Source organism: Spiroplasma endosymbiont of Labia minor, from assembly GCF_964019845.1.
Lineage (GTDB): Bacteria > Bacillota_I > Bacilli_A > Mycoplasmatales > Mycoplasmataceae.
Genome location: NZ_OZ026465.1, coordinates 372,773 through 398,920, shown reverse-complemented (window position 1 = coordinate 398,920; position 26,148 = coordinate 372,773). Strand labels below are relative to the sequence as shown.

Sequence of the window (26,148 nt, the reverse complement as noted above, 5' to 3'; positions counted from 1 at the left end):
CTTAAAATAAAAAATACATTATCAATATTGAACCAGTTATTAAAAAAATAGGAATCAGGAATCATAATAATCAAACAAATGATTTTGCTTTTGATCCATATTTGTTAATTTTTTCTTTTTTACTTGACTTATTAAATTCTACTTTTTTAATTTTAACAATTTGATTTTTTGGATTGTCACTAACTTTTTTTCAATTTGATTGATCTAAAAGTTTTTTGTCATCTTCATTTAAAGATTTTGGTTTTTGTTTAATTTTGTTTTCTAAAGGTTTTGTTTTTGAATCAAATTTTTTTTCATTTTCTGATAATATTGGTTCATCGCTTGGTTCTAATTCTTCAATATCACCCGAAATCACGCCTTTTAGTGTATTAACGAAATGCCTAGCCATAGCTAAAGATGTCGTTTTAAAAGTTATTCCATTACCAAATGTATCGTTTAAAATTTGCACATAAGTAAAACCATTCTCAGATTTTGGTGCTTGAAATTGCACTTTATCAACTTTATAGTTGTCTACTGGAACATAACGCAAATTAGCCTTATCATTATCTGATCTGATTTCAATTGTGAAAGTTCTCAAATTAGTTATTGCAACAATACCAATTAATGGAATTTCTTCTCTTGAAAATCAAGCTCACATCAATGATTTAACTTCTTCATTATCATTAAAATACTGTTCCATTTTATGTCAAACATTATTAGATATTTGTTCATCTTTTGGTGGTCAGTTTCAGCCGTTGTTTCCTAATTCTTCTTTAATTTTATATAATGTTTTCATTTTGCCTCCGTATGAAATTAATAGACGTTATTTTATTTTCATATTTTGTTCTATAGCATTTTGCTTAAATTTTTCAAAAATCTCTTTTACTTTTAATTCATATTGATTAGATTTATTTTTATAATATTGAACATTTTTTATTTCATCTGGTAAATATTGCTGATCTACTCAACCATTAAAATCATGTGGGTATTTGTAATTTATTCCTCGATTAATTTTAACTGCAGATTTATAATGATTATCTTGAAGATATTTTGGCATTTTATAAACATCACCAGTCATTACGTCATTGTATGCTCTTTCTGTGGCGAGTACAGCTGAATTTGATTTAGGAGATGTTGCCATTTCAACTATTGCTAAACCAAGTGGAATTATTCCTTCTGGCATACCAATTACTCTAAAAGCGTTTGTAGCTTGAACAACTCTAGCAGGAATTGCTGGATTTGCCATGCCTATATCTTCATATGCCATTATTAGCATTCTTCGCATTAATGTTTCATAATCTCCAATTACGAGTAATCTAGAAAAATAATGCAAACTTGCATTGACATCAGAACCACGTACAGATTTTTGCAATGCTGATTTAAGGTCATGAAATTCGTCAGAATTTACTGTTCCAGAAACCATTGCAAAAGGAAATGTTTTTTTCATAAAATTTAAATCTATTTTTTGGTTTGAATACAAATTTAGAAGTAGTTCTATTTTTTTAATCGCGCTTCTTAAATCACCATTTGAAATTTCAGCTAAGTAGTTTATTGTTTCTAAATCGACATTTAATTCATTATGATATTTAATTGTCAATTTAGTAATTAGTTCTTTAATATCTTGAGTTTTTAAAGGTAAAAGTTCAAGAATAGTGCAACGAGATCTGATTGCAGGATTTACAGTAAAAAAAGGATTTTCCGTTGTGGTTGCAAACATAAATATATTATCTAATTCTAAATATTTTAAAAGTATATTTTGTTTATCTTTGTTCATTCTGTGAATTTCATCAACAATAATTATATAACGATCGAAATCAACAGCATTAGTTAAAATTTTTGTTAATTTTTCTTTTTTATCAATTGCTGCATTAAATTCTGCATATTCTATATTTAAATCATGAGCTAACGCCAAAGCAATTGTTGTTTTACCTGTTCCTGGAGGACCAAAAAATAATAACGATGAAGCAAAATTATTTTTTATCATTTTTTTGATAATACCGTTGTCATCATCCAAAATTTGCTTTTGACCTATTATATCACAAATTGATTTTGGTCTTAAAACATTGCTCAATAATCTTTGCATATCAACACCTCAATAATTATTATAATTTAAAAACAAAAACTACCTAAATATTTAGGTAGTTTTTGTTAATTTGCGCTTGTAATTGATGATTCTATATTTTTTTTACTTGATAATGGTAATTCACGAATTGGTTCTGAAGGTTTTTCACCAAAAACTTCTTCAAAAACTTGTTCATATCTTTCCATACCTTTAATTTCTAATTCTGATTTAACTTCTTCTGGAATATCGTCTAAATCTTTTAAATTTTTAATTGGGACTAAAATTTTTTTCAATCCAGAACGATGTGCTGAAATTGATTTTTCTCTTAATCCACCAATTGGTAAAATAACACCACGCAATGTAATTTCTCCAGTCATTCCTATATCTTGTGATACTGGTTTATTTGTCAATGTAGAAATAATTGCAGTAGTTAATGTGACCCCTGCTGATGGACCATCTTTTGGCACTGCACCCTCTGGCACGTGAACGTGTATATCATTTTCTTCAAAGACTTCTTTTGGAATGCCAAATTGTTTATAATTTGATTTTATATAATCAAATGCTGTTGATGCTGATTCTTTCATAACATCACCTAATTTACCTGTCAAAATTAATTGACCTTTACCTGGAAAGTGATTTACTTCTATTGGCAAAATATCTCCACCAAATTGTGTATATGCAAGTCCTGTTACAACACCTACTTGAGGTTTGCGTTCTTTACTTGTGAAATCAAAGATTCTTTTTCCTAAATATGCATTAACAACTTCAGGTGTTACTTCTAATGTTGTAATTTCATTATTCAATAATTTAACTACAAATTTTCTAGTAATAGATGCTATCATGCGTTCTAATTGACGAACACCAGCTTCTCTTGTATAAAATTTAATTATTTCTGATAAGCCATCATCTGTAAATTTAACTTCTTCTGGTGAAACAGCATTTGCTTCCAAAACTTTTTTAATCAGATAATCTTTTGCTATTTTTAATTTTTCAATTTCAGTATATGATGATAATTCTATTATTTCCATACGATCGTATAATGCTTCTGGAATATTTTCTGGATAATTTGCTGTTGCAATAAATACTACATCTGACAAATCATAACTTTCTTCAATATAATGATCTGAAAAAGCGTTATTTTGTTCTGGGTCTAAAACCTCAAGCATTGCAGAAGATGGATCCCCTCTATAATCTGAAGCCATTTTATCTATTTCATCTAGTAAAAATACTGGATTTTTCGTTTTTGCACGTTTCATACCTTGAATAATTCTTCCTGGCATTGCACCGATATATGTTTTACGATGACCACGAATTTCTGATTCATCTTTAACTCCACCTAATGAAACTTTAACAAAATTTCTTCCCATTGCTTCTGCAATGGATTTTGCAAGTGAAGTCTTTCCAACACCCGGAGGACCTACTAACGTAATAATTTGTCCTTTAACGGAATTTGTCCTTTGTTTTACTGCAAGATACTCAATAATTCTTTCTTTAACTTTTTTTAATCCATAATGATATTTATCTAGAATTTCTTGTGAGAATTTTAAATCTGTTTTATCATCTGATGATTCTCATCATGGAATTTGCATCATTCAATCAATATAGGTTCTAATTATATTTGCCTCTGATGATGAAGCTGGTAATCCTTCGTAATGATCTATTTCTTGTAAAACTCTTTCCTTAACATTAGCTGGGAATGGTTCATTTTCCAAGCGAGTGCGATATTTCTTCATTTCGTTTGTATCACCATCTATTTCGCCTAGTTCTTCTTTAATGGCTTTCAATTTTTCTCTTAAATAATATTCTCGTTGTTGTTCATCAACTCTATTTTTTATTTTTTTTGAGATTGTTGATTCTATGTCTGCTGATTGTTTTTTCTCATCCAAATAGTCTGAAATCATATCTAAACGTTTTACTGGATTTGTTTCTTCCAATAATTGTTGTTTTTTTTCTACAGGCATATATGGCATGAAATGAGCTACAGTATCAACGATTTCATCTGGTGTACCAATTTTATCATTAATCATATCACCAACTTCACTTGGTAAATCACCTTGATTACTAATCATCACTTTTAAAGTATTAACAATTTTATCTAAATTTTCTGTATTTTTAGTTGCTTTAATTAATTTAGTTTCAGCTGTATAAAATTTGTCTAAACTGATGTTTTCAACAGTTGCTCTTTCTGTTGCTTTAATTTCAACAGTTATAGTGCCATCTTTTCATTCACGTTTAATAGAAACATTAGCTAAAACACCAAATTTATAAATATCTTCTAAGTTTGGTTCATCTTCTAATGGTTTAATTTGTGATACAACAAGAATTTGACCATTATTATCTTTTAAAGCTGCTCTAACTGCTAAAGTAGATTTATCTCTCCCTATTTCCAAAACTTGTGTAAATGTTGGATAAATAAAAGATCCACGGGTTACCAAAACTGGTAATTTCATTTTTTCACTCATAATTTGTTTCCTTTCCTAGGTACAAATATATAATACCATATTTTTTAGCACTTACAATAGGTAAGTGCTAATTTATAAAAATAAATTAGCTTATGAAATTAGTTTTATAATAAAAAAATGGCCTAGCCATTATTTTCATATAAAAAATTAATAATTTTGTTTGAAATAATTTCTTGTGCAATTTTTTCATGTGGCAATAATTCAGTAATTTGTTCTACATCCATACCAAATTGTTTAGATAATTCATCATATTTTGTTTTTATTTCATCATCTGTTGCTTCTAGTTTTTCTTGCTTACGAACTTCATCTGTAATTAAATATGATTCTAAGCGGCGTTTTGCATCACCAAATATTTCTTTATTGATATCTTCATCTGTCAAACCAGTTTTTTTCTTATAATCTTTTATTGTTAATTTTTGTGCAATTACTTGGTTTTCAAAATCCTGTCTCATATTGGCAGTTTCTCTGTCAATTGCCCCTTTTGGTATTTCAATTGTAGAATTTTTGATTATTTCATCTATTACTTGATTAACAAAAATATTTTTTAATTCTGTACTTTTTTTGTCTTCAATTAATTTTTTCACATATTTTTTAAGATCAGCTACTGTTGAAACCGATTTAATGTTTAAATCTTTCATCAAAGTATCATCTAATTCTGGAAGTGTACGTTCTTTAATTTCTTTAATATCCAATTTAAAAACAGTAGGCATTCCAGCCAATTCTTTAACTTGATAATCCTCAGGAAATGATATATTTAATTTATTTTTTCCTAATTTCATACCAATCATTCCATCTTCAAAACCAGGTATGAATTGATTTGAACCTATTTCTAATAAATAATTTTCACCTTTACCACCATTAAAAGGTTTATCATCTTTAAATCCTTCAAAATCAAATACTACTACATTACCTTTTTCAATTAATGCATCCTTATCATCTTTTGTTTTTTCCATTGCAAAACGTTTTTGATATTGTTTAATTTCATCATTTATTTCTTGCGCAGATGCTGTTAATTTTTCTTTTTTGGGACCTGTTATATCTTTATAATTACCAATTTTGATTTCAGGGCGCAAATCAAATACAAATTCAACTTCCATTTCACTTTCTGATAATTTTTTTGGCATTGAAGCTGGAGATGATCAAGGTTCAATTCCGTGTTTCTGTTCTTTTGCAAAATTTCATGCACTTTCAACTGCTGCTGCATATGCATTAGTCAATATTTTTGTAGAACTCAATGATTTTTCTTGCAATTCTTTTGGTACTTTGCCTTTTCTAAAACCTTTTATCTCTAAATTAGATATAGCTTGTGCTTTGCCTCTATTATAAAATTTAGTTCATTCCTCACCAACTATGGATACTATTCATTTACCTTGACCCAATTTTACAAGTTTTTCTTCCTTAAATTTCATATTATTTCCTTTCATAAACGCTAAGATTATAACAAAAAAATATAATAAGATAAAATAATAAACATAAATTATCTGCAGAGATTATAAAAATAATAAAAAACTAATTAATAAAATAATTAATTTCTTCTTTTGTTAAATCTAAATAACTAATTATATAATTTATAGCATTATTATATTTTAATAATTCGTTTTTTTGATTATCTTTGAAAGATTTTCGTATCTTATTATATTTACTAAAAATTTGATGCAAATTGAAAGTTAATGGTAAATTCAAAATTTTTAAATTGACTTTGTATTTATGTTTTGCATACATTGTGGAAATTACTAATGAAGGATTTAAATATTTTGTTGATGTTATAATTAAATCATTATTGATATTTTTAAACTTATTAGTTGATGTTTTTATATCATTCATATATAAATTGAAAACATTATCATATAATTCTTCAGCTGCGACTTCAGTATTTTTAATTTGATCTTCAATTATTTTTTCTGGTGAAGTAATTGGTACTGCAAAATTATGTTCTTCTAGTGTTTTATTTGGCAATCACAAAAAAATTATATTTGGTATTATAAAATTTATTAATTGACCAATTATCAGAAGTCTGAAATCTTCTAAAAAAGTGAAGTAATATTTATAAAAATAATAAACAGGTATGTTATTTGTTTTTGCTACATATTTTTTAAAATTTATTAATTGTACTCTATATTTTGTATATCATAATGATTCAAAATATGCAGATAAATAATTTACATGATTTAACACTCTATTCGCCGTTGACAAATCGCTTAATGAATGAACAAGTAATTTTACATTTAGAAATTTAGAGCTAAATAGTCCTTTGTCAAAAAATTCACTAATTTTAAACACGCATATTTTATACTTTTTAACTAACGACCTATATCAATATTTTTCAAGATTTCTATTTGAAATTCCTCACTTATTTTTAGACATTCTTTTTGTAATATTAAATTTTGGAATTAAATTTTTATTTTCAATAAGTGGAATTTTCGAATATCAGAAATTTTTATGTTTTCTTGCAACTATTAATAGTAAAAAAATTAAAAAAACAATAAAAAATGAGACAATACCTATCAATAAATATTCTCATCAAAATAATTGTGAAAATATATATTCCATAGTATCACCTCATATCATAGTATGATTCTAAGCCTCATCTTTAGTTGGTTCTGGATTACTATTTACTTTATTTTCTTTTTTTGGTTCTGCAGGTTTAATTTTTTTCGCCGATATTGGTTGGATTACTGATTCTTCATTAATTCCATTTTTAGACATAAATTTATTACGTAATTTTAAAATTTTCAATCTAAATTTTTCAGTTGCAGTTTGTTGAAAATAACTTTCTACAGTAAACATACTTTTTTTTCGTCTTCATTTTTGCCAAAAAATAAAATTTCTTGATTTTGGATCAGCAACTTCAAAATACGTAATTTTAACATTGCCTACAAAAAAATAATTTCTTTTATCATCAAAAACATTAATATTAAATTGTTTGTCTTTTTCAGAAATTTCAGGTGTAGAATTAGCAAATTCATTTTCATCGTTATTTTTTTTCAAATTACCATACAATTGTTTTCACAAACGTTCTTTTTCCAATTGTTCTTTTTTATATTCTTTATCATCTGTAATTCTTGTTCTTACTTGATCAAAATCTTTGAATTTATTTTTATTCACAATTGATGAATTATAATTATTTGAATCTATATTTTTTACAATTTTCTCTGTTGAAGTTTTTGCAATATTAGTTTCAAAATCATCATTTATAACAGATCTAGCAATTTTCGCTGTTTCTTGTTTTGGATTTACAAGTAATGGTTTCTTACTTATTGAATACATCCCTGAAGCTTCATCTCGTTCACGTTTTTCCATTTCGTCTAAACGTTTTCTCATTAAATCTTCAGTTTTTTTTGCTTCTTTTGCTGATTCTTTATATCCAAAATTGAATTTTTTTTGCTCTGCAATTGCTTGTTTTGAATCAATTAATGTTTTATCATTTTTGGTACTATGCAAAATATTTGTTTCTTTAGATTTCAATAAATTTTGTAATGTTTTCAAAGAACGTTGTCTTTCTTCAAAAACTTGTTTTTGTCCAAAAGTTATTTCACCTTTTGATAATGCTTTTGTTGATGATAAAAATTCTTCATATTCTAATTCCATTAAATATCTGATATATTGATTTATTTGTACACGAATTGATAAATCATAACTTTCATATTCTTGTGCAAATAAAACTATTGTTTGTGGAGTTAATCTTTTTTCAATTAAATCACGTATTCTAATTTTCGTTTTAGTACTTAATAAATCAAACGTGTCACCTTTTTTATTTTTTGTCGCCATAATAAGCCTTCTAACCTCAATCTATCTATAATTCATCTAATAATTTTATAAGACATAGAATTATTAATAAAATAAGATCTTGCAAATTAAAGTTGCAAAAATCTTATCATTAATTCCATTTACTTAATTGTACTAAAAAATTTAACAAATTTTGGCTAATAATATTTTATTTTTTCAAATTAAATACAAAAAATAATTTGCAATTATTTTTGATTTTTTATAAATTTACGAGATAATTTTTCAATTCTGTTGGCTCTTTTTACATCTTCTAAATCTTGCATACGTTTAATTCTACTATTTGTTACAACATATTTTGATGTCTGACGAGCTAATTTTAATGATTCATCAAAATATTTTGCATCTCAATTTTTTGTGAAATAAGTTTTCATTTTCAATTCTGCACGTTTAATAACTTCTTGTTCATGACGAATTTGTGCATCCAATGATGAAACTTGGTTTCTGTATTTTGCCTCACGTTGTAGTCTTCTTTCGCGTTCAATACGCAATAAAGAAGCCACGCGTCTTTCTTCGGCTTTTTTAATCTGACGTTCTTTCATTAATTGAATTAATTTTTGACGTTCATTTAATCTTCGTATTCTCTCGTTACGTTCAATTAATTTTAATTGATCATTACCAACATGTTTTTGGCGACGTTGTTGGCGTATTTCAGTTAATCTACGTGAACGAGTAACAATAAATGAATTTGCTCTTTCAATTTTCATCAATGAAATTCTATGACGTCTTTCATTACGCAAATCACGTAGAAATTCCATTTTTTCAGTCATTTCGTCTATTAATTCAGTTTTATTTTTTTCAGATTCAAGCAAATCTTCCATCGAAGGACGTTTCGAATATTCAAAAGTCATACCATAATTACCGACTGGTTTAATTTCATGATATGGTTTTGACGGTTCTTCTGTTGTTTCAAACGGACTGTATCCACCTCTACTGTAATCTTTTTCGCGGTCAAAATAATGAAAACCATTTTTTTCTAAAATATTACGTTTATTTGGATCAATAGCCGTATCTGCTGGCATGGATAGAGCCATATAATTTGGATTTGAACCATTAGACATAGCATTCATTGTATTACCAAATACTGGTGAATTTATATCAAATGATGATGGTTCTGCTGCGAATCCTTGAACAGATTCGTTGTAATTAAATTGTTTATCATTTGCAAGTTGATCAATATCTTCGTCTGATAATTCTTGTTTTTCATCATTTTCATTAATGTCATCATAAATGTTATCGCCATCTATTTCATCAAATGTAGAGTCTTGTTTTGCAAAAGTAAAATCTGATAATGTTTCATCTCTATAAAGTGAACCATCCAAATTAACAACACCTTCTATACCAGATCCAAAAGAAAATCCTGGTGTATTTTTATAATCACGAGTTTCTTCTAAAGTATTAGAAAGCATTGAATTAAGTGGACCAACTCCTGATGTTTCAGCAGCATCTAACATTGATTCAATTTTAGCAGATGTACCAGATTTACCTGGAACTTGATAATTAAAATCACGATTATCTGCAATATTTCTATAGCCAGCGCGTTTCATGATATCTTCTTTATTATTTCTTTTTTGTCCAAAGGCATTGACTGAATTTAATTTACCTATTAAAGTTTTTCTCAAATCATCAGGATTTGTAGCTACTTCTTTAATATTCAATCTATCTTTTCAACCATCAATTTGAGATTTATTTGTTTTTCTCACTCTTGACATTGAAATGTTTTGCTCTCAAAAATCTTTGAAAATACGGTTAAATTCTTCTTCCCACATTTGAATTAAATTTACTTTTCTTGTATCTTCATCGCTTAATAAATTAATACGTTCAAATTGAACCATTAAAGATTTATAATTTTCTTCACCTTGAAGATTATATGCCTTTATAATTTCTATTGTTGCGTCATTAAAATATAATGGTTCGTAAACTTCTTTTGATTTAACTTGTTTTTTAATTACTGAAGAATGATTCTGTGATATTTTTTTTGTTTCTGCCATAGTATTTTCCCCTATCACTGCCGTTTATAAGTTACACCTAGATTATACACTATTTTATGCCAAAATGCTATATATAATACAAGAAAGACAATACAAATGCAAGATATATCTAAATATTTATGAAAAAAATATTTATGTGTTTTATATATTTTCACTTTAAGTCGTTAATTTTAATATCAAAATTGCATTTACATTATTTCATTTTAATGATTGAAATTATTTAAATAAAAAAATTAGTTTTCACTAATTTTTTCATCTTTTTCATGATATATTTCATTCGCAACTTTGGTAATTGAATTTGATCGAATTTGATCAACATCATAACCTATAGTTTGTGTTGCTGTTGTTAATTTATCTACATCTTTATTACCTGGATGTTTTTTCATAAACAAAACTAATAATATTGTCACAACAACAATGACAATCAATAAAATTGTTATTAATATAATTGCCTCAATCATTAAAATTATATCCCCTTATTATTTATGTGTATATACATATGAAACATTTTTAGGTTTTATTTGCAAAGTTTGAACAATCGCCTCTTCAATAACTGATGTTATATTATTTTCATCCTGAATTTGTTCGTCTATATTAGATATAAATAATTCAATATTTACAAATAAAACAACTTCGTGTTTAACAAAAATGTGAACTTTAATATCATCCGAATCTAAATTTTTACTGTTTGTTCTTACGAGATAAGTAATTAAATCAATCAAAGCTTTTTCTTCAATTTCTAAAACTCCTCTAGTGTTCTTTTGAATAACGACATACATAAACTTTTACTCCTTTAAATTACAAATTAATTTGATCTGCCTGTGTATTTACCATCAATCGTTGAAATTAAAACTTTCTCTCCTGATTTAATGAATTGTGGCACTTGTATTTCCAATCCAGTTATCAATATTGCTTTTTTTTGTGCTCCAGAATTTGTGTTTCCAGCAACTGCTAGTTCTGTTTCTGCAATGGTTAATTCTACTTTATCTGGTAATTCTATTCCTAAAAATTCTCCATTTGATTCTGTCATAGAAATCATTGCACCATCAATCAAAAAATTTAATTCTCATTCTAATTTTGAAATAGGTAATTCTATTTGTTCATAAGTTTCTGTGTCCATTAATATTGCATTTATACCATCGTTGTATAAATATTGCATTTCTTTTTTTTCTATAATTGCTTTTTCTATTTTGTCGCCACCAGTAAATGTTAATTCTGTCCTTGCACCGGTTTTCATATTTTTAACTTTTAATTTTACATGTCCTTGTGCACGACCAGTTTTTGTAAATGTCTGGTCTAAAACAACAAATAAATTATTTTCATACACAAATGCCATTCCACGTCTTAAATCGTTTACCTGCATATTAATATTACTCCTATCATTATAATTTTAGCAATATTTAGGTATTAATACTACAAAATAATTCATTTAGTTTATTTAATTTATAAAAATAAAATATATTTTTTGATATCTGAAACTTTAGAAATTTCATGTTCCCCATAACATTTAACATTAGTTGGTGCACTGTCCATTACAAATGAGTTTTTTGTCATATTTAACATTTCAACATCATTATATGAATCACCAGAAGTATATATATCATTGATATCAATTCTATTTAAGCTCATTAAATCTTTAATAGCTGTTGCTTTTGAAACTTTTGATAAGATTATTTCAACAAGAATATCATATGTAATAACTGCTCGCATATCATTATTTTTACTGTTGAACTCTTCAACAAATGATTTCATTAAATCAGGTTTCATAAAAACAAATACAACAGTAATATTTTTGGAATTCATGAATCTTTTTGTTTTCTGTTCAAAACTAACTTCCTCTGGAATATATGTTTTACCCATATATTTATCATTTTTTAAAAAATCGAATAATTCATATTTTCATTCTATTCTTTGATCATTTTCGCAAAATGCTAAAGCAATTTCTGGAATATTTTTTAAATAATTATAAAGTTTTAACTTTTGTTGATTAGAAAATGTATGAGATGAAATTAATTTGCCGTTATTTGCATATAGCGAAGCTCCATTTTGAGATATTATGTAATCATATGGAATTGAATGTTTTTCAATTCTTTCTTTAATTTCATTATACATTCTACCTGATGCAATAATAAATTGGTTTCCACCATCAATTCATTCCTTTGCAAATTCTAAATCAGCTTGATCTATTTCATCATTATTTGATCTATCAAAAGTTCCATCATAATCTGTAAATCATCATTTGATTGTATTTTTTTTTACTTTGTATATTTCAAATAAATTGTCATTTCAAATTTTATTTTTAGATTTTTTATTTAATCTATTCAAAGAAAAAAATATAATACTACTTATTACAAATGAAATTGAAAGTTGAATAGAATCTGTTATTAATTCTAAAATTGCAACAGTTTTATCATATATTATAAATGCTATTAGCACATATAATAAAGTTAAAATAGATGAAATTAAGAAAGCCACATAAACTGTTAAAAATTTTTTAAAAAAATAAATTACTGATCACATTAAAATATGTATCAATAATGTGAATGGCATATAAATAATTGAACCCATCAATAAATCCAAGAGAGGAGAATAAATAATACCTACTATTAGCATCATTGGTCCAGGTATAAATGCTGTTAAGCTGAAAAATATACCATCTGAAATTTGAAAATTGCTATTGATTGATATTTTTATAAAAGAACTAACATAACCGATTGCAATTAAGACACTAATTATTAATATTGCTGTTAATAAATATTTCAAAGATTTAAATCTATACATTATTTAAAAAGCATTCCCGTTTTAATATCTGGTAATTTATTTTTAAAATATAGAGAAGCGTCAATTGGTTTTTTACCTTCTTTTTGAATTTTTGTTATTACCAAAAATTTAGAACCTGTTTGAAATGTAATTCCTTCATTTCCGACATGAACAATATGACCTGGTGGATGTATAATTAAAGTTACAGGAAAGTGATCATTAACTGTTAATAACCTAGCCTCTATAATTTTGTAGCGAATATCATTTAAAATTAAATAACAGCCAGGAGATGGAGTAAATGCTCTAATTTGTCTTTCAATTTCAATTGCAGAATCTGTAACTTTGATATGTTCATCATCCTTTGAAATAATTGACGCAAAAGTAACATTTGCATAATCTTGTTTTATTGGTGTATATTCATTGTTAATTACTTTCAATAAATCTTCTTTAACCATTTTTTTACCCAACTCAATTAATTTTTTTAATAAAGTTGCATACGTTTCATTATCATTTATAATAATTTTTCTTTGAATATAATATTCTCCTGCGTCCATTTCCTGGATCATTTGCATAATAGAAATACCAGTTTCATTTTCACCTTTTCATATTGAATATTGAATAGGTGCACCACCTCTATATTTTGGTAATAAACTCGCATGAAAGTTAAAACATTTATTCGGGCAAATAGATAAAATTTCTTGTGGTAGTTTTTGACCGTAAGCACAAGTAACAATCGTATCTGGTGTTAATTTTTTTAATTTTTCTTGTATTTCTATAACTTTATTTGGTTGAAAAATTAATAAATTGTGTTTTAATGCAACAGTTTTTACAGGTGTCATTGTAATTACTTGTTTTCTTCCAACTGATTTATCTGGTTGACTTACAACTGCAACAACTTCTATGTTAATATCTAACATGCTTTCTAGTATTTCTGCTGCAATTTCTGAAGTTCCAAAAAAAACTACTCTAATTTTTTGATTCATCGTTAGCCTCCCTAATTATTTTTAATATTTCATACAAAAGAACAACCATTGCCATTGTATCACGATTACAATATACTAACATATCATATCTAAACTTATCTTTGTATTGTTCGAAAAATGGTGATGTTTTCGTAGCAATCATTCTGTATATATAACTTGTTTTATCACCTTTATTTATAATCAAATCACTATAAGATAATTTGGGATACAAAACAGGTTGAGTTGTTTTAATTGAATAACTACCCCTAAAATTCGGATGGTATATTGAATATTTATTCAATGTTATTGAATCTTTGTTTGATAATATCAAAGGATTTTTTAAAGTAATACCAGAAAAAAATTTCATTAAATCTATTGTATTTTGAATTATAAAATAAATAGGTTCTTTTAAACTCGGATATGTAATTGCCAATCTTTTTAAAACACTTTTTTCAAAACTTTCATTATATGAAACATAAGTTCCAGGTCCATGTCTAAAACAATTCTTTATAAAATTTTTCACAAATGAAAAGCGAGGATCAAAATTATTTTTTTCTATATCAATTTCACTTATATGTTCATAATGTGGCATAAAATCTAAATTATTATTATTATTAATTTTTTCAATTCATGATTCATCTGTCATTACATCTAATGAATATTGAAATGGTATTTGTTGATATGAACATGTATTTTCAAAAATAGGTATTGCCGTTTTCATTGTTTCAAAATCATAGTGATAAACTGGATATTTCAAAAATAATTCAGAAAATGAATTCAAATTTTTTAGCATTTTTTTATTAATAATTTCAATTGACGAAATATTATTTTGCATAATATATTTTAATGTAACCGATAAAGCGTGATATGAATCAGGATAATCATAAATTGTTTTACCATTTTTGTTCAATGGTAGCATGATATTATTTTCATTAATTTTTTTCAAATAGAAAGAACTGACATTTTTTGCTAAATTTAAAGCATTAGTTTTTTTTAATCCAATATCAAAAACTGAAAATTCGTTTTTATCAAATCATTCAACAAAATGGGTACAAACTATTTGATTATTGTCTTTATCAAATTTATCTCTTGTTACATTTATTTTTTTAATTGAATTTAAATTTTTTTTACATTTACAATATCCAAATTTGAAATCTGTCAATATTTTTTCATCACTAAGTGACAAATAATTATCAAGTTCAATAAGTAACTCCTCAACTGTACATTCAAAATCAAAAAAAGTTGTCAATTTTTCAAAAACTAATGTAGTTTTATTTTTTGCTTTACTTTTACTTGAAAAATCATCAAATTTAAAAAATAATTCTAAATTAAGGTCACTTTTAACAAGATTATCTGTTTTTTCTAATATTTCATCCAAATTATTTTTGAAAGAATTATATTCTATACAATTATTTTTTGATTGCAAAAAATAATTGTACTCATCTTTTGCAATATCCCCGAAAGATTTATCAACTAAAACATTATTACCTAATTCATATTTTGAATTTATATTCAACAGAAAAACATTATCAACAATGAATCCATTTTTCTCTAAAATATATTTTTGATATAAAATATCAAATAAATGTTCAGTTTTTGCTGTTGTAGTTGCTTTCACTTCGTATAATTCAACATGAAAATTTTTTTTGATTTTCAAAATATCACATTGTGTTCTTAAATTTTCAGCATCTCACATAAAAGCTGCCTCATATAAAAACTCGTAATTAAAAATTTCTTTAGAATAAATTAATTTATTAGTCTCACTTAAAGCTTTTTTAAAAGAAAAATTTTCTAAAGTTTTTGTCTTTGTTTTATTTCTAAAAGAAATTAAATCGAAATATTCTCTTGCTTTTGCACCAACTGCATTTCCATCTATTATTGATTCTGCTGTTGAATTCTCTACATCAAAATCTATATCTGTATCAAATCAATTTTTTTTAAAATCATTTGTAAAATTTTCAATTTCCTCATCAGACATATATTGATCTTCGTCTAATAATTCTTTATGCTTTTGCAATTCAATATTTAAATAAGTGTTAAATAAATCAATAGATGGTTCATTACTATTAAAATTTTCAGATTTAATATCATGCTCTATTTTTTTGTCAATTGTTGTTATTTGTTTATCTATTGTTCATTTAATCACTTTGTTAAAATTTTCTTCGGAATTCATTAAAAATGCAAGTTTAAAACAACTTGCATAAGCTCTTTTGAAATTTTCTTTTGAAATTTTATTCTTTAACATATTGAAAATTCTCTTCTAATATTCTATATCACAAAATTATTATTTTTTTCTTTGAGGAATATATTTCGTTGTTGTTCTCTTAATTTCATCACTTATTTCATTATTATTTTTGACAGGTTTAATTCCGGCTTTAGCGTCTGCCAAACGTTTTTCTTTCATTGCTTTGTATTCTGCTTTTTGTTTTTCACGTTCTTGTTTCACAATTAATTTTTCATCTTCACGAAGTTTTTTCTTCTCATCTTTTGATAGTTTAATTCTTTTTTCAGCAATTGCAATTTTTTTATTTGTCTCTTCTAAATTAACTCTTCCGTTTACTTTTCAATCTGTTTTATAATTTTTCTTGTCAATTTTTCTTGTGACACCTTCTACTTCATATGCTCTTTGTTCTAAAACTTCGTTGCTTTTTGGATTTCTAATAGAAACTACAACATCAAAAACATCTCTGTATTTATATGCTTCACCTTTTCTTGCAAAAACCTTCTCAAAATCTACCGATATATTTTTCTTTAATTCTGTTTGAGCAATATAACGTTTAATTTCGTTTTTAACAATTCTTTTTCTTTCTTTTCTTTCTTTTTTATCTGCTTTTTTTCTAGTAATTGTTGAAACTATCATAAACACCAAAACAACAACTATAACTAAAGCAATAACAATCGGCATTGTATAATTTGACATATTTATCCCCCTATTTCTAAATTATTTTATATTAAATATAAATATTTATGCAATTTTATCTATAAACATTTACAATGGTACCTCCGCCCAAGCAAAGATTATTTAAATAAAAAACCGCTTCTTGTCCTTCTGTAATTGCACGCATTGGATTTTCAAAAATAACTGATAGTGAATTTTTGCTATTTCTTTTAACGTATACTTTTACATCTGGTTGACGATATCTAAATTTTGCTGTGCATTCAAAACTATCGTTATTATCTACATAATTTGTTAGTGTACCAATTAAATTTAAATTAACAACTTCACAACTTTTTGAAAATAAGTATTTATCATTTGATAATTTAGCCACAAAAATAATTCTTTTTTCAATATCTTTTTTTGCAACATAATATGGTTCTGAATTTCCACCTAAATTCAATCCTTTTCGTTGCCCGATAGTATAATACATAACACCTATATGTTTTCCTATAATTTCATTTGTGTCAATATCTACAATATCTCCAGGAATATTTGGTATATAATTTTGTAAAAATTTTGTAAAATTTCTTTCGCCTATGAAACAAATACCTGTTGAATCTTTTTTATTTGCAGTAATCAGTCCTTGTTCTGATGCTATTTTTCTGACTTCTGCTTTTGTATATTTTTGTAGTGGAAATAAAGTTTTAGATAATTGATGTTGATTTAATTTGCTTAAAAAATAAGTTTGATCTTTATTTTCATCAACTGCTTTCATCATTTCATATTCATCATTATTATCATTAAAACGAACCCCAGCATAATGACCCATTGCAATTTTATCTGCATTTAACTCATTAATTGCGAAATTTAAAAATTTATCAAATTTAATATATTTATTACATAGAATATCTGGATTTGGTGTTCTACCATTTTGATATTCCTCTAAAAAATAAGTAAAAACATAGTTTCAATATTCTTTAACAAAATCTATACGATGTAATTTTATGTTTAATTTATCAGCAACAAGTTTCGCATCTATATAATCTTGTTCTTGAGGACATATCTCTGCATTATTATTTGGGTTACCTTCAATATCACCATTTGTGCTACTGTCTCAATTTCGCATAAATAATCCTTCTACATCATATCCTTCTTTTTTCAGAAGATATGCAACTACCGATGAATCAACGCCACCAGATAAACCAACAATAACTTTTTTTTTCATCAAATTCTCTCCTTTCAATTATTTATTTTTCATTTTTAACATTTTTTTCTGCTCTTTCAATGCCAATTTTTGCAATCTTTTAACTTCTTTCGAAGATTTAAATCAACTTTCAAAATCATTAAATTCACTTGTTTCAAAATCATTTTTTAAACGATCATAATTTGCTTGGTTTTGCAATAAATCACCAACTAATTGTGTTGTAGATTTTGTATTATTATTTAAAAAATCTAATGTTCTATTTAACCCTCTAAGATTTTGCTTTTCTTTTATTTCCTTATTGAGATCATCAGTATTTGATAAATCATCAATTGTTGGGAAATCATAACCTCTATTTTCAATAGTGTTTGACGTTTCCACATTTTCAATTGTAGAAGTATTTGCTATTTCATCATATGAAAAGTTTGCTGGTTTATTTTTATAATTATCATCTGTGTTGCTTTGTTTTAAATTTGAAATTTGATCAAACGAAGTATTAATTTTTTCTAACAAATTTTTTTTATACTTTTGTTCTTTTACATAGTCTTCTTCTCTCAATTTAATTATTTCTTTTGGTAATTGAGAAATATTTGAATTTGAGTCTATTGTGTCCGCACCTATTATATTCAATGTATTTGCATTATTTGTTTTAACATTATCAATTTGTAATGAAGAATTATTTAAAATTGTATGATTTACTGCACTTGGGTTAGGTGATAAAAAATGAGCATTTGCATTTTTTATTAAAGATATTTTACCATTTTTAATTTTTATATCATCTATTGTTTCTCCAAAGTTTCCCGTTAAGGTATCTGTTGTTTCATCATATCATACATTGTCTATTGGGTTAAAATATTGTTTCAAATAATTTGAGTCAACTGTTTTATTATTATCGCGAATAATTTTTACAATTTTTACATTATCTTTCTTCATATTTTCACCCTAACTTTATTATTATACTCTACATAATTAAAATATTAATTTTAAATAAATTCAGAAAAATTAATATTTTAATATATTTAAATCATTCATAAATAAAAAAACCCTATACTTTGTATAGGGTAATTTATAATTATGTAAAAATTTAATTATTTACTAAAAATCTAACGAATTATCAGGTTTTCATTCCTGTGATTTTGACAAAATATCTAACATTTGCTGTTCAGCTGTCGACATATCATCTTTTTTAGGTACAACAATATTTGCAATAATTATCAAATCACCTCGTCTGGTAGATTTTTGGTCTCTATAAAAACCTTTGTTTTTAACTACAATTTTTGATTCATTTTTTAATCCCTGTGGTAAAGTTATTGATACAATTCCATCCAAAGATTCTACATCAATTTTATTTCCTAAAATGGCATCTACAAATGAAATATTTAAAAGCATTATCATGTCTTCGCCATTTCTTGCCATTGAAATTTTATTTGACTCTTTTACATCTATATTTACATATAAATTACCTGTTATTTTAGTCTCTGCATCATAATTACCAAAACCTTTAAAAAGAACTTGTTCACCAGGATGAATTCCTTGTGGTAATTTAAGTTCAATTGTTTTTGTATAACTTTTAGTACCATCGCCATTACATGATTTACATTTGTTTTTAATAATTTTTCCTTGACCTTTACATTTTGGACAAGTTTGTTGTGTTTGAAATTTTGCAATTCCTAAATCTTGAATAACTATCACAGTTCCACGCCCATTACATGAATCACATGTAACAATATCACTGGATTTTTCAGCTCCAGTACCATGACACGAATCACATTCTTTATTTAATTGAAGTTCAGTGTTTTTTGTTGTTCCAAATAAAATTTCTTTTCAATTAAAAGTTGCATTAATTATGACATCTTTATTTATTGATGATCTACGCTTTGAACTCGTTCTTTGTCCGAAACCGCCAAATCCACCAAAACCTGTATTACCAAAAATATCAGATAAAATATCTTCGAAGAAATCCGATGAAGTACCTTGACGCATATTTTTGAAAATATCTTCAAAGCCACCAAAACCTGCATTAGCATATTGACCATTAACACCAGAATGCCCGAATTGATCATACATGCTTCTTTTTTTACTGTCTAACAGTATTTCAGCAGCTTCTGAAGCTTCCTTAAATTTTTCTTCAGCATCTGCTGATTGGTTCATATCAGGATGATATTGCTTAGCTAATTTACGATAAGCTTTTTTTATTTCATCTGTGTTTGCATCTTTTGAAACACCTAATACTTCATAATAATCTCTTTTTTGTTTATCTGCCATAATTAACCTACCAACCTACAAATAAACAATCACATTTGATGTGATTGTTTAAAATATTTATTCTTTTTTATCATTATCTTTTTTATCATTATCTTTTTTATCATTATCTTTTTTATCATTATCTTTTTTGTCTTCTTCTTTAGCGTCAACTTTTGCAGTTTCTTGTGCCTGTGCATACTCTGCAGCCATTTTCATCGCTTGTTCTAATTCAGACATTTTTGCTTCAAGTTCTTTTCAATTTTCTTTTTCTATTAATTCACGAATTGATTTTATAAATTCTTCAGATTCTTTTTTTTGTTCATCTGTTGCGTTATTTGAAGTTTCTTTCATAGAAGCTTCCATAATATTTAAATAACTTTCTGCTTTATTTCTTAATTCAATATTATTTTTTTTCTCTGCATCTGAAGCTGCATTTTTTTCTGCATCTTCAACCATACGTTTAATTTCTTCTTCAGATAAAGTTCCTGAATTTGAAATTGTTATAGACTTTTCTTCATTTGTTTCTTTATCTTTTGCAGTAACAGAAACAATACCATTAACATCTATTTTAAATGTAACTTCAATTTGTGGTACCCCACGTGGTGCTGCTTTAATTCCTGTTAATTGAAATTGTCCAAGTGATTTATTGTCTGCAGCCATTGGTCTTTCACCTTGCAAAACGTTAATATCAACTGCTGGTTGATTGTCAACTGCTGTTGAAAAAATTTGTGATTTTTCTGTTGGAATTGTTGTATTACGTTCAATTAATTTGGTTGAAACTCCACCTAATGTTTCGATTCCTAAAGATAATGGGGTTACATCAAGCAATAACACATCAGTAACATCGCCAGCCAAAACACCAGCTTGAATTGCTGCTCCCATGGCAACAACTTCATCTGGATTAATAGTTCTATTTGGTTCTTTACCTAATTCTTTTTTAACAATTTCTTGTACGGCAGGAATACGTGTTGACCCACCAACCAATAGTACTTGATCAATATCAGATGATTTCAATTTAGCCTCAGTCAACGCATCACGTACTGGTTTAACAGTTCTATCAACTAAATCTTTTGTCATTTTATCAAACTCTGCACGTGAGATTTTGGTTGAAAATGAAACAGGTCCACTATCATTCATAGCTATAAATGGTAAACTAATTTCCGCTTCCAATTGTGATGATAAATTAATTTTAGCTTTTTCAGCTTCATCTTTACAACGTTGTAAAGCCATTTTATCTTTTGATAAATCTAAACCAAATTCTTTTTTAATTCCATCAACTATAAATTCAATAATTTTTTCATCAAAATCATCGCCACCTAAGTGATTATCTCCAGAAGTTGATAAAACTTCATAAGTTCCATCTGCCAATTCAAGCACAGATACATCAAATGTACCTCCACCTAAATCATAAACTAACACTTTTTGCTCCTTACCTTGTTTGTCTAATCCGTAAGATAATGCTGCAGCAGTTGGTTCGTTAATAATACGTTCAACTTCTAATCCGGCAATTGTACCTGCATCTTTAGTTGCTTTACGTTGTGCATCGTTAAAGTATGCTGGTACAGTAATAACTGCTTTAGTTATTTTTTGACCAATTTTTTTCTCTGCATAATCTTTCATATAACGAAGAATTTCTGCAGATATTTGTTCTGGAGTATACAATTTATTTTCCAATTCAACTTTTTCTGATGTTCCCATTTTACGTTTAATTGAAATTGCTGTATTAATATTTGTAACTGCTTGACGTTTTGCAGCTCCACCTACAATAATATTTGAATTTTTAAAAGCTACAACTGATGGCGTTGTTCTTTGTCCTTCTGGGTTTTCCAACACGATAGGTTGACCACCTTCCATAATCGCAACAACTGAATTAGTAGTTCCTAAATCTATTCCGATAATTTTTTCTTTTGCCATAATAATTTACCTCATTCTATTTTATTTTATTTTGCTACTTTTACTAAAACATGTTTTATAACACGATCATGTAACATGTATCCATTAGAAACAACAGTTGCAATATGTTCTGGTGCTGCTACATCTGTTTCTATTTGTTCTATTGCTTGATGAATTTCTGGATTAAATTCATCCCCTACTTTTGTTTGTATTTGATTAATGCCAGTTTCTAAAAGTGCATTGTCCATTTGCTTAATTATCATTTCAAAACCTTTTAAATAATTTATAATTTCTGGATTATCATTTGGTGTTAATAAGACAACTCTAAACATATCAATCGCAGGTAGAATAGATGCTGCTAATTTCTCAGCTGCGTATTTTTTAATTGAAATTTCCTTTTCTTTCATTCTACGCACGGTATTCTGTGATTCAGCAACAGCCATCAATTTTTCTTCTTTCAAACGATTGTTTTCAAATAATAACTGATCTAAATAAGCTTCTAAATCTGCTAAGTTTGTTAATGGATTATCTACATCATTTTGTTTTATTTCTGTTTCATTTTCCTTTTTTGATTTTCTATTCAAATCTATTGGTTCTATTTCAATTGTTTTTTCAATTGTAGTACGTAAATTTGCAATAGTTGATTTAATATAATTAATGTCGTTTGGCATTCTACTCACCCCCTTTTTTGTTATCAAATTCATTAACGATTTTTTTAGCAACTCACTCCAAAAGCTCTGTTATTTTATCATATTTCATTCTTTTAGGACCTACTAATGCTATTGATGCCGTTTCACCAGCCTTTGTAATAATTGTTTTTTCGACAACAGCTAAATCATCACTACCAGTACCAGTTTCTAATCCAATTAACATATTTGTTTTTTTAGAAAATTTATTTGTGATATTGTATTTCTTGATTTGTAAATCAAATCATTCAAATGGTGAAACACCCTCCAATAAAGTAAGAACCGATTTTATTTTTTCTGGGTCATTAAATTCTGGATTTGTTAACATGTATTGTAATCCTTTTGCATGTGATTTTGAATTATCAAATCCAGCAATTACTTGTAAAAAATTTTGAAAAACTAAATCTGATTGATTAATTAATTCAGAAAAACGTGGTAATAATTCTTTAGCTTTTGCTTCTATTTCTGATAATGGTATATTAACTAAATTTTTATCAAAAAAATTAATTGCTACTTTTAAATCACTAAATAAAATATTTTCTAATTCGAATATTTTATTTTCAACTTTACCATTCGATAATACAATAATTACCGCGGCTGTTTTTTCTGTTATTGAAATAACTTCTATTTTTTTAACACTCACAACATTTTGCGAAAGCCCCGTAATAACATAAGTGGCTAATTGAGTCATTTCTGAAATAATATCTGATGCACTATCTAAAACTTCATCAATAGTTTTACTGCGATCTTCAAAAACAATATTTATTTTTGCTTTTAAATCATTTACATCATCTTTATCCATTAGATTTTCCACATAATAACGATAACCTTTTGTTGACGGTATACGTCCAGATGAAGTATGAGATTTTTCTAAATAACCATGTTCTTCTAATAAAGCAGCATCATTTCTAATCGTTGCAGATGAAACTTCTATGTCTAATAATTCTTGAATAGTTTTTGAACCAACAGGTTGAGCAGTTTTAATATGTTCAGAAATTATTGCTTTTAAAACTTTATTTTGTCTTTCAGAAAGCATATTTTGTTCTCCTAAACAGAATTATACAATTAGCATTGTAATATTTCAAGTGCTAATTAAGTTTTTTAGCAGATACAACTTCAAATTCATTACTTGAGTTAACATCTACAACATAATTTCTTTTTTCTTCTAATTCATCAGAAACAATAGCTTTAGCCAAAACATTTTCTATATTTCTTTCAATATATCTTTGAATTGGTCTTGCACCAAATTGTCGATCATAACCTTCATTCAAAATTTTTTGTTTAGTTTTATCTGAAAAATTTACATAATAGTCACGTTCGTCAGCTATTCTGGTGTGTAATTCGTCTAGTTTTTTGTTAATAATTTCAAAAATAACTTCTTTTGATAATGGATTAAAGACAATTACATTATCTATACGATTCAAAAATTCTGGTCTGAAATATTTTGCAAGTTCTTTATCTATTACAGTTTGGTCTATCATTTCCGTGTTTTCTACTGTTAATAAATATTCTGATGCAATATTTGAAGTCATAATAATTATTGTGTTTTTAAAATTAACATTTTTTCCAAGTGAATCTGTAATCATTCCATCATCAAGTATTTGTAACATAATATTAAATACATCAGGATGAGCTTTTTCAACTTCATCAAATAGCACAATTGAATATGGAGATCTTCTAACTGCTTCTGTTAAACGTCCACCTTCATTGTAACCAACATAACCTGGAGGAGCTCCAATTAATTTGGAAACTGATTGTTTTTCCATAAATTCTGACATATCAAATCTAACCATTTTTTTTGGATCACTAAATAATAATTTCGCAAGTGACTTTGCAACTTCTGTTTTGCCAACACCAGTTGGGCCTAAGAATAAAAATGATCCTATTGGTTTATTTGCATCCTTAATACCTGCTCTAGATCTTAAAATAGCTTGAGCTACTGCTGGCACAGCTTGATTTTGGCCTCTAACCATTTTATTTAATTGAGCCTCTAGTGACAATAATTTAGTTTTTTCAGATTCAACTAAAGCCTCAACAGGTATTCCAGTTCATTTACCAATAATAACCGCAATATCTCGTTCTGTAACTTCTTCAGATAATAAGGTATCTTTATTATTTGTAATTGCTTTTTGCAATTGTTTTTCAACAGCAGGAATTAATGAATATTGTAATTCACCAGCTCTATTAAAATTGCCTTCATTACGTGCTTGTTCTAATTCTTTTTTTAATTGTTCTTTTGTAGATTTTAGTGCATTAACTTTATTTATTTCTTGTTTTTCAGTTTCTCATTGAGTATTTAATCTACTTTGAATTTGTTTTTGTTTAATTAATTCTTTTTCATTTTCAGATAAACGTTCTTTTGATTTATCATCTGTTTCTTTTGATAAGGCGGCTCTTTCAATTTCTAATTGTATAACTTTTCTATTTACTTGATCTAATTCTGCTGGAACAGATGCAAGTTCAGTTTTTATATTAGCTGAAGCTTCATCTATTAAATCAATTGCTTTATCTGGCAAAAACCTATCCGTGATATATCTGCTTGATAATTGTGCAGCACTCACAATTGCATTATCATGAATTCTAACACCATGAAAATTTTCAAATCGCTCTTTTAAACCACGTAGAATAGATATTGTTTCATCTATTGTTGGCTCATTTACCATTACTCTTTGAAAACGTCTTTCTAATGCAGCATCTTTTTCGATATATTCCCTATATTCATCTAATGTTGTAGCACCAATGGCTTTTAATTCGCCTCTAGCTAATGCAGGTTTCAATAAATTAGAAACATCCATTCCTGAACCACCTGCTGTTTTACCAGCACCAACAATTAAATGTAATTCATCTATAAATAAAATTATTTGACCAGATGATTCTTTTATTTTATTAACAATTCCCTTTACACGAGATTCATAATCACCAAGAAACATAGCACCAGCCATTAAAGCTCCCATATCTAATTCTAAAACACGTTTATCCTTTAAGTTACCAGGAATATCTCCATTATTTATACGTTGTGCTAACCCTTCAACAATTGCTGTTTTACCAACTCCAGGTTCACCAATTAGTACTGGGTTATTTTTTGTTTTTCTAGATAAAATTCTTATTAAACGAGCTATTTCATCATCGCGCCCAATTACTGGATCAATTTTCCCGTCTTTTGCATCTTGCGTTAAATCTCTTGTATATTTTTTTAAAATATCTGGATCTGTTTGCGGATCTTGCTTTTGATTAAATTCCATAAAAA

At 26.7% G+C, this 26,148-nt stretch carries 21 protein-coding genes; all 21 read right to left on the bottom strand.

What is annotated here, in order from left to right; genetic code table 4:
- Position 1 precedes the first annotated feature (1 nt).
- The 21 genes from AACK85_RS02055 to AACK85_RS01955 all read right to left on the bottom strand — a co-directional run bounded on the left by AACK85_RS02055 (position 2) and on the right by AACK85_RS01955 (position 26,143).
- Positions 2-775, bottom strand: a complete 774-nt coding sequence (locus tag AACK85_RS02055; RefSeq protein ID WP_338970679.1) for a hypothetical protein — start codon at positions 773-775, stop codon at positions 2-4.
- Positions 776-802: 27 nt separating this feature from the next.
- Positions 803-2,062 carry a replication-associated recombination protein A gene (locus tag AACK85_RS02050; RefSeq protein WP_338970678.1) on the bottom strand — a complete coding sequence of 420 codons (1,260 nt, stop codon included), beginning with the start codon at positions 2,060-2,062 and terminating at the stop codon, positions 803-805.
- A gap of 65 nt (positions 2,063-2,127) precedes the next feature.
- Positions 2,128-4,503 carry an endopeptidase La gene (gene lon, locus AACK85_RS02045; RefSeq protein WP_338970675.1) on the bottom strand — a complete coding sequence of 792 codons (2,376 nt, stop codon included), beginning with the start codon at positions 4,501-4,503 and terminating at the stop codon, positions 2,128-2,130.
- A 122-nt stretch (positions 4,504-4,625) separates the two neighbouring features.
- Entirely contained in the window at positions 4,626-5,912 is a 1,287-nt protein-coding gene (tig, locus tag AACK85_RS02040) for a trigger factor (protein ID WP_338970673.1), read from the bottom strand.
- A gap of 100 nt (positions 5,913-6,012) precedes the next feature.
- Positions 6,013-7,053 (bottom strand): hypothetical protein, encoded by a 1,041-nt coding sequence (locus AACK85_RS02035; RefSeq protein ID WP_338970670.1) that lies wholly within the window; start codon positions 7,051-7,053, stop codon positions 6,013-6,015.
- 27 nt (positions 7,054-7,080) lie between these two features.
- A complete protein-coding gene (locus tag AACK85_RS02030; RefSeq protein WP_338970667.1) occupies positions 7,081-8,271 on the bottom strand; it encodes a hypothetical protein in 1,191 nt (396 codons plus the stop codon).
- A gap of 203 nt (positions 8,272-8,474) precedes the next feature.
- Positions 8,475-10,277, bottom strand: coding sequence for a hypothetical protein (locus AACK85_RS02025; protein ID WP_338970664.1), 1,803 nt, complete (start codon positions 10,275-10,277; stop codon positions 8,475-8,477).
- 233 nt (positions 10,278-10,510) lie between these two features.
- Entirely contained in the window at positions 10,511-10,738 is a 228-nt protein-coding gene (locus AACK85_RS02020; RefSeq protein WP_338970661.1) for a hypothetical protein, read from the bottom strand.
- Positions 10,739-10,756: 18 nt separating this feature from the next.
- Positions 10,757-11,056, bottom strand: coding sequence for an MMB_0454 family protein (locus tag AACK85_RS02015; RefSeq protein ID WP_338970659.1), 300 nt, complete (start codon positions 11,054-11,056; stop codon positions 10,757-10,759).
- Between the two features lie 26 nt (positions 11,057-11,082).
- Positions 11,083-11,640: an elongation factor P gene (gene efp, locus AACK85_RS02010; RefSeq protein WP_338970656.1), complete on the bottom strand. Its 558-nt coding sequence runs from the start codon at positions 11,638-11,640 to the stop codon at positions 11,083-11,085.
- A gap of 80 nt (positions 11,641-11,720) precedes the next feature.
- Positions 11,721-13,058 (bottom strand): HAD-IIB family hydrolase, encoded by a 1,338-nt coding sequence (locus AACK85_RS02005; RefSeq protein ID WP_338970653.1) that lies wholly within the window; start codon positions 13,056-13,058, stop codon positions 11,721-11,723.
- Positions 13,058-14,020 carry a methionyl-tRNA formyltransferase gene (fmt, locus tag AACK85_RS02000; protein WP_338970650.1) on the bottom strand — a complete coding sequence of 321 codons (963 nt, stop codon included), beginning with the start codon at positions 14,018-14,020 and terminating at the stop codon, positions 13,058-13,060. The genes AACK85_RS02005 and fmt overlap by 1 nt, the downstream gene beginning before the upstream one ends.
- Complete coding sequence (locus tag AACK85_RS01995; RefSeq protein ID WP_338970647.1) at positions 14,004-16,244, bottom strand: DUF2779 domain-containing protein; 2,241 nt, start codon at positions 16,242-16,244, stop codon at positions 14,004-14,006. Before AACK85_RS01995 ends, fmt begins: the two co-directional genes overlap by 17 nt.
- A 39-nt stretch (positions 16,245-16,283) precedes the next feature.
- The gene (locus AACK85_RS01990; RefSeq protein WP_338970646.1) at positions 16,284-16,919 is read right to left on the bottom strand and encodes a hypothetical protein; all 636 of its coding nucleotides are present in this window, start codon (positions 16,917-16,919) and stop codon (positions 16,284-16,286) included.
- Positions 16,920-16,974: 55 nt separating this feature from the next.
- Positions 16,975-18,102 (bottom strand): tRNA 2-thiouridine(34) synthase MnmA, encoded by a 1,128-nt coding sequence (mnmA, locus tag AACK85_RS01985; RefSeq protein WP_338970643.1) that lies wholly within the window; start codon positions 18,100-18,102, stop codon positions 16,975-16,977.
- A gap of 18 nt (positions 18,103-18,120) precedes the next feature.
- The gene (locus tag AACK85_RS01980) at positions 18,121-19,011 is read right to left on the bottom strand and encodes a hypothetical protein (RefSeq protein WP_338970641.1); all 891 of its coding nucleotides are present in this window, start codon (positions 19,009-19,011) and stop codon (positions 18,121-18,123) included.
- A 162-nt stretch (positions 19,012-19,173) separates the two neighbouring features.
- A complete protein-coding gene (locus tag AACK85_RS01975) occupies positions 19,174-20,343 on the bottom strand; it encodes a DnaJ C-terminal domain-containing protein (protein WP_338970638.1) in 1,170 nt (389 codons plus the stop codon).
- Positions 20,344-20,400: 57 nt separating this feature from the next.
- Complete coding sequence (gene dnaK / locus AACK85_RS01970) at positions 20,401-22,236, bottom strand: molecular chaperone DnaK (protein ID WP_338970635.1); 1,836 nt, start codon at positions 22,234-22,236, stop codon at positions 20,401-20,403.
- 26 nt (positions 22,237-22,262) lie between these two features.
- Entirely contained in the window at positions 22,263-22,886 is a 624-nt protein-coding gene (locus tag AACK85_RS01965; protein ID WP_338970632.1) for a nucleotide exchange factor GrpE, read from the bottom strand.
- A gap of 1 nt (position 22,887) precedes the next feature.
- Entirely contained in the window at positions 22,888-23,937 is a 1,050-nt protein-coding gene (gene hrcA / locus AACK85_RS01960; RefSeq protein ID WP_338970629.1) for a heat-inducible transcriptional repressor HrcA, read from the bottom strand.
- Positions 23,938-23,989: 52 nt separating this feature from the next.
- A complete protein-coding gene (locus AACK85_RS01955) occupies positions 23,990-26,143 on the bottom strand; it encodes an ATP-dependent Clp protease ATP-binding subunit (protein ID WP_338970627.1) in 2,154 nt (717 codons plus the stop codon).
- Positions 26,144-26,148 lie beyond the last annotated feature (5 nt).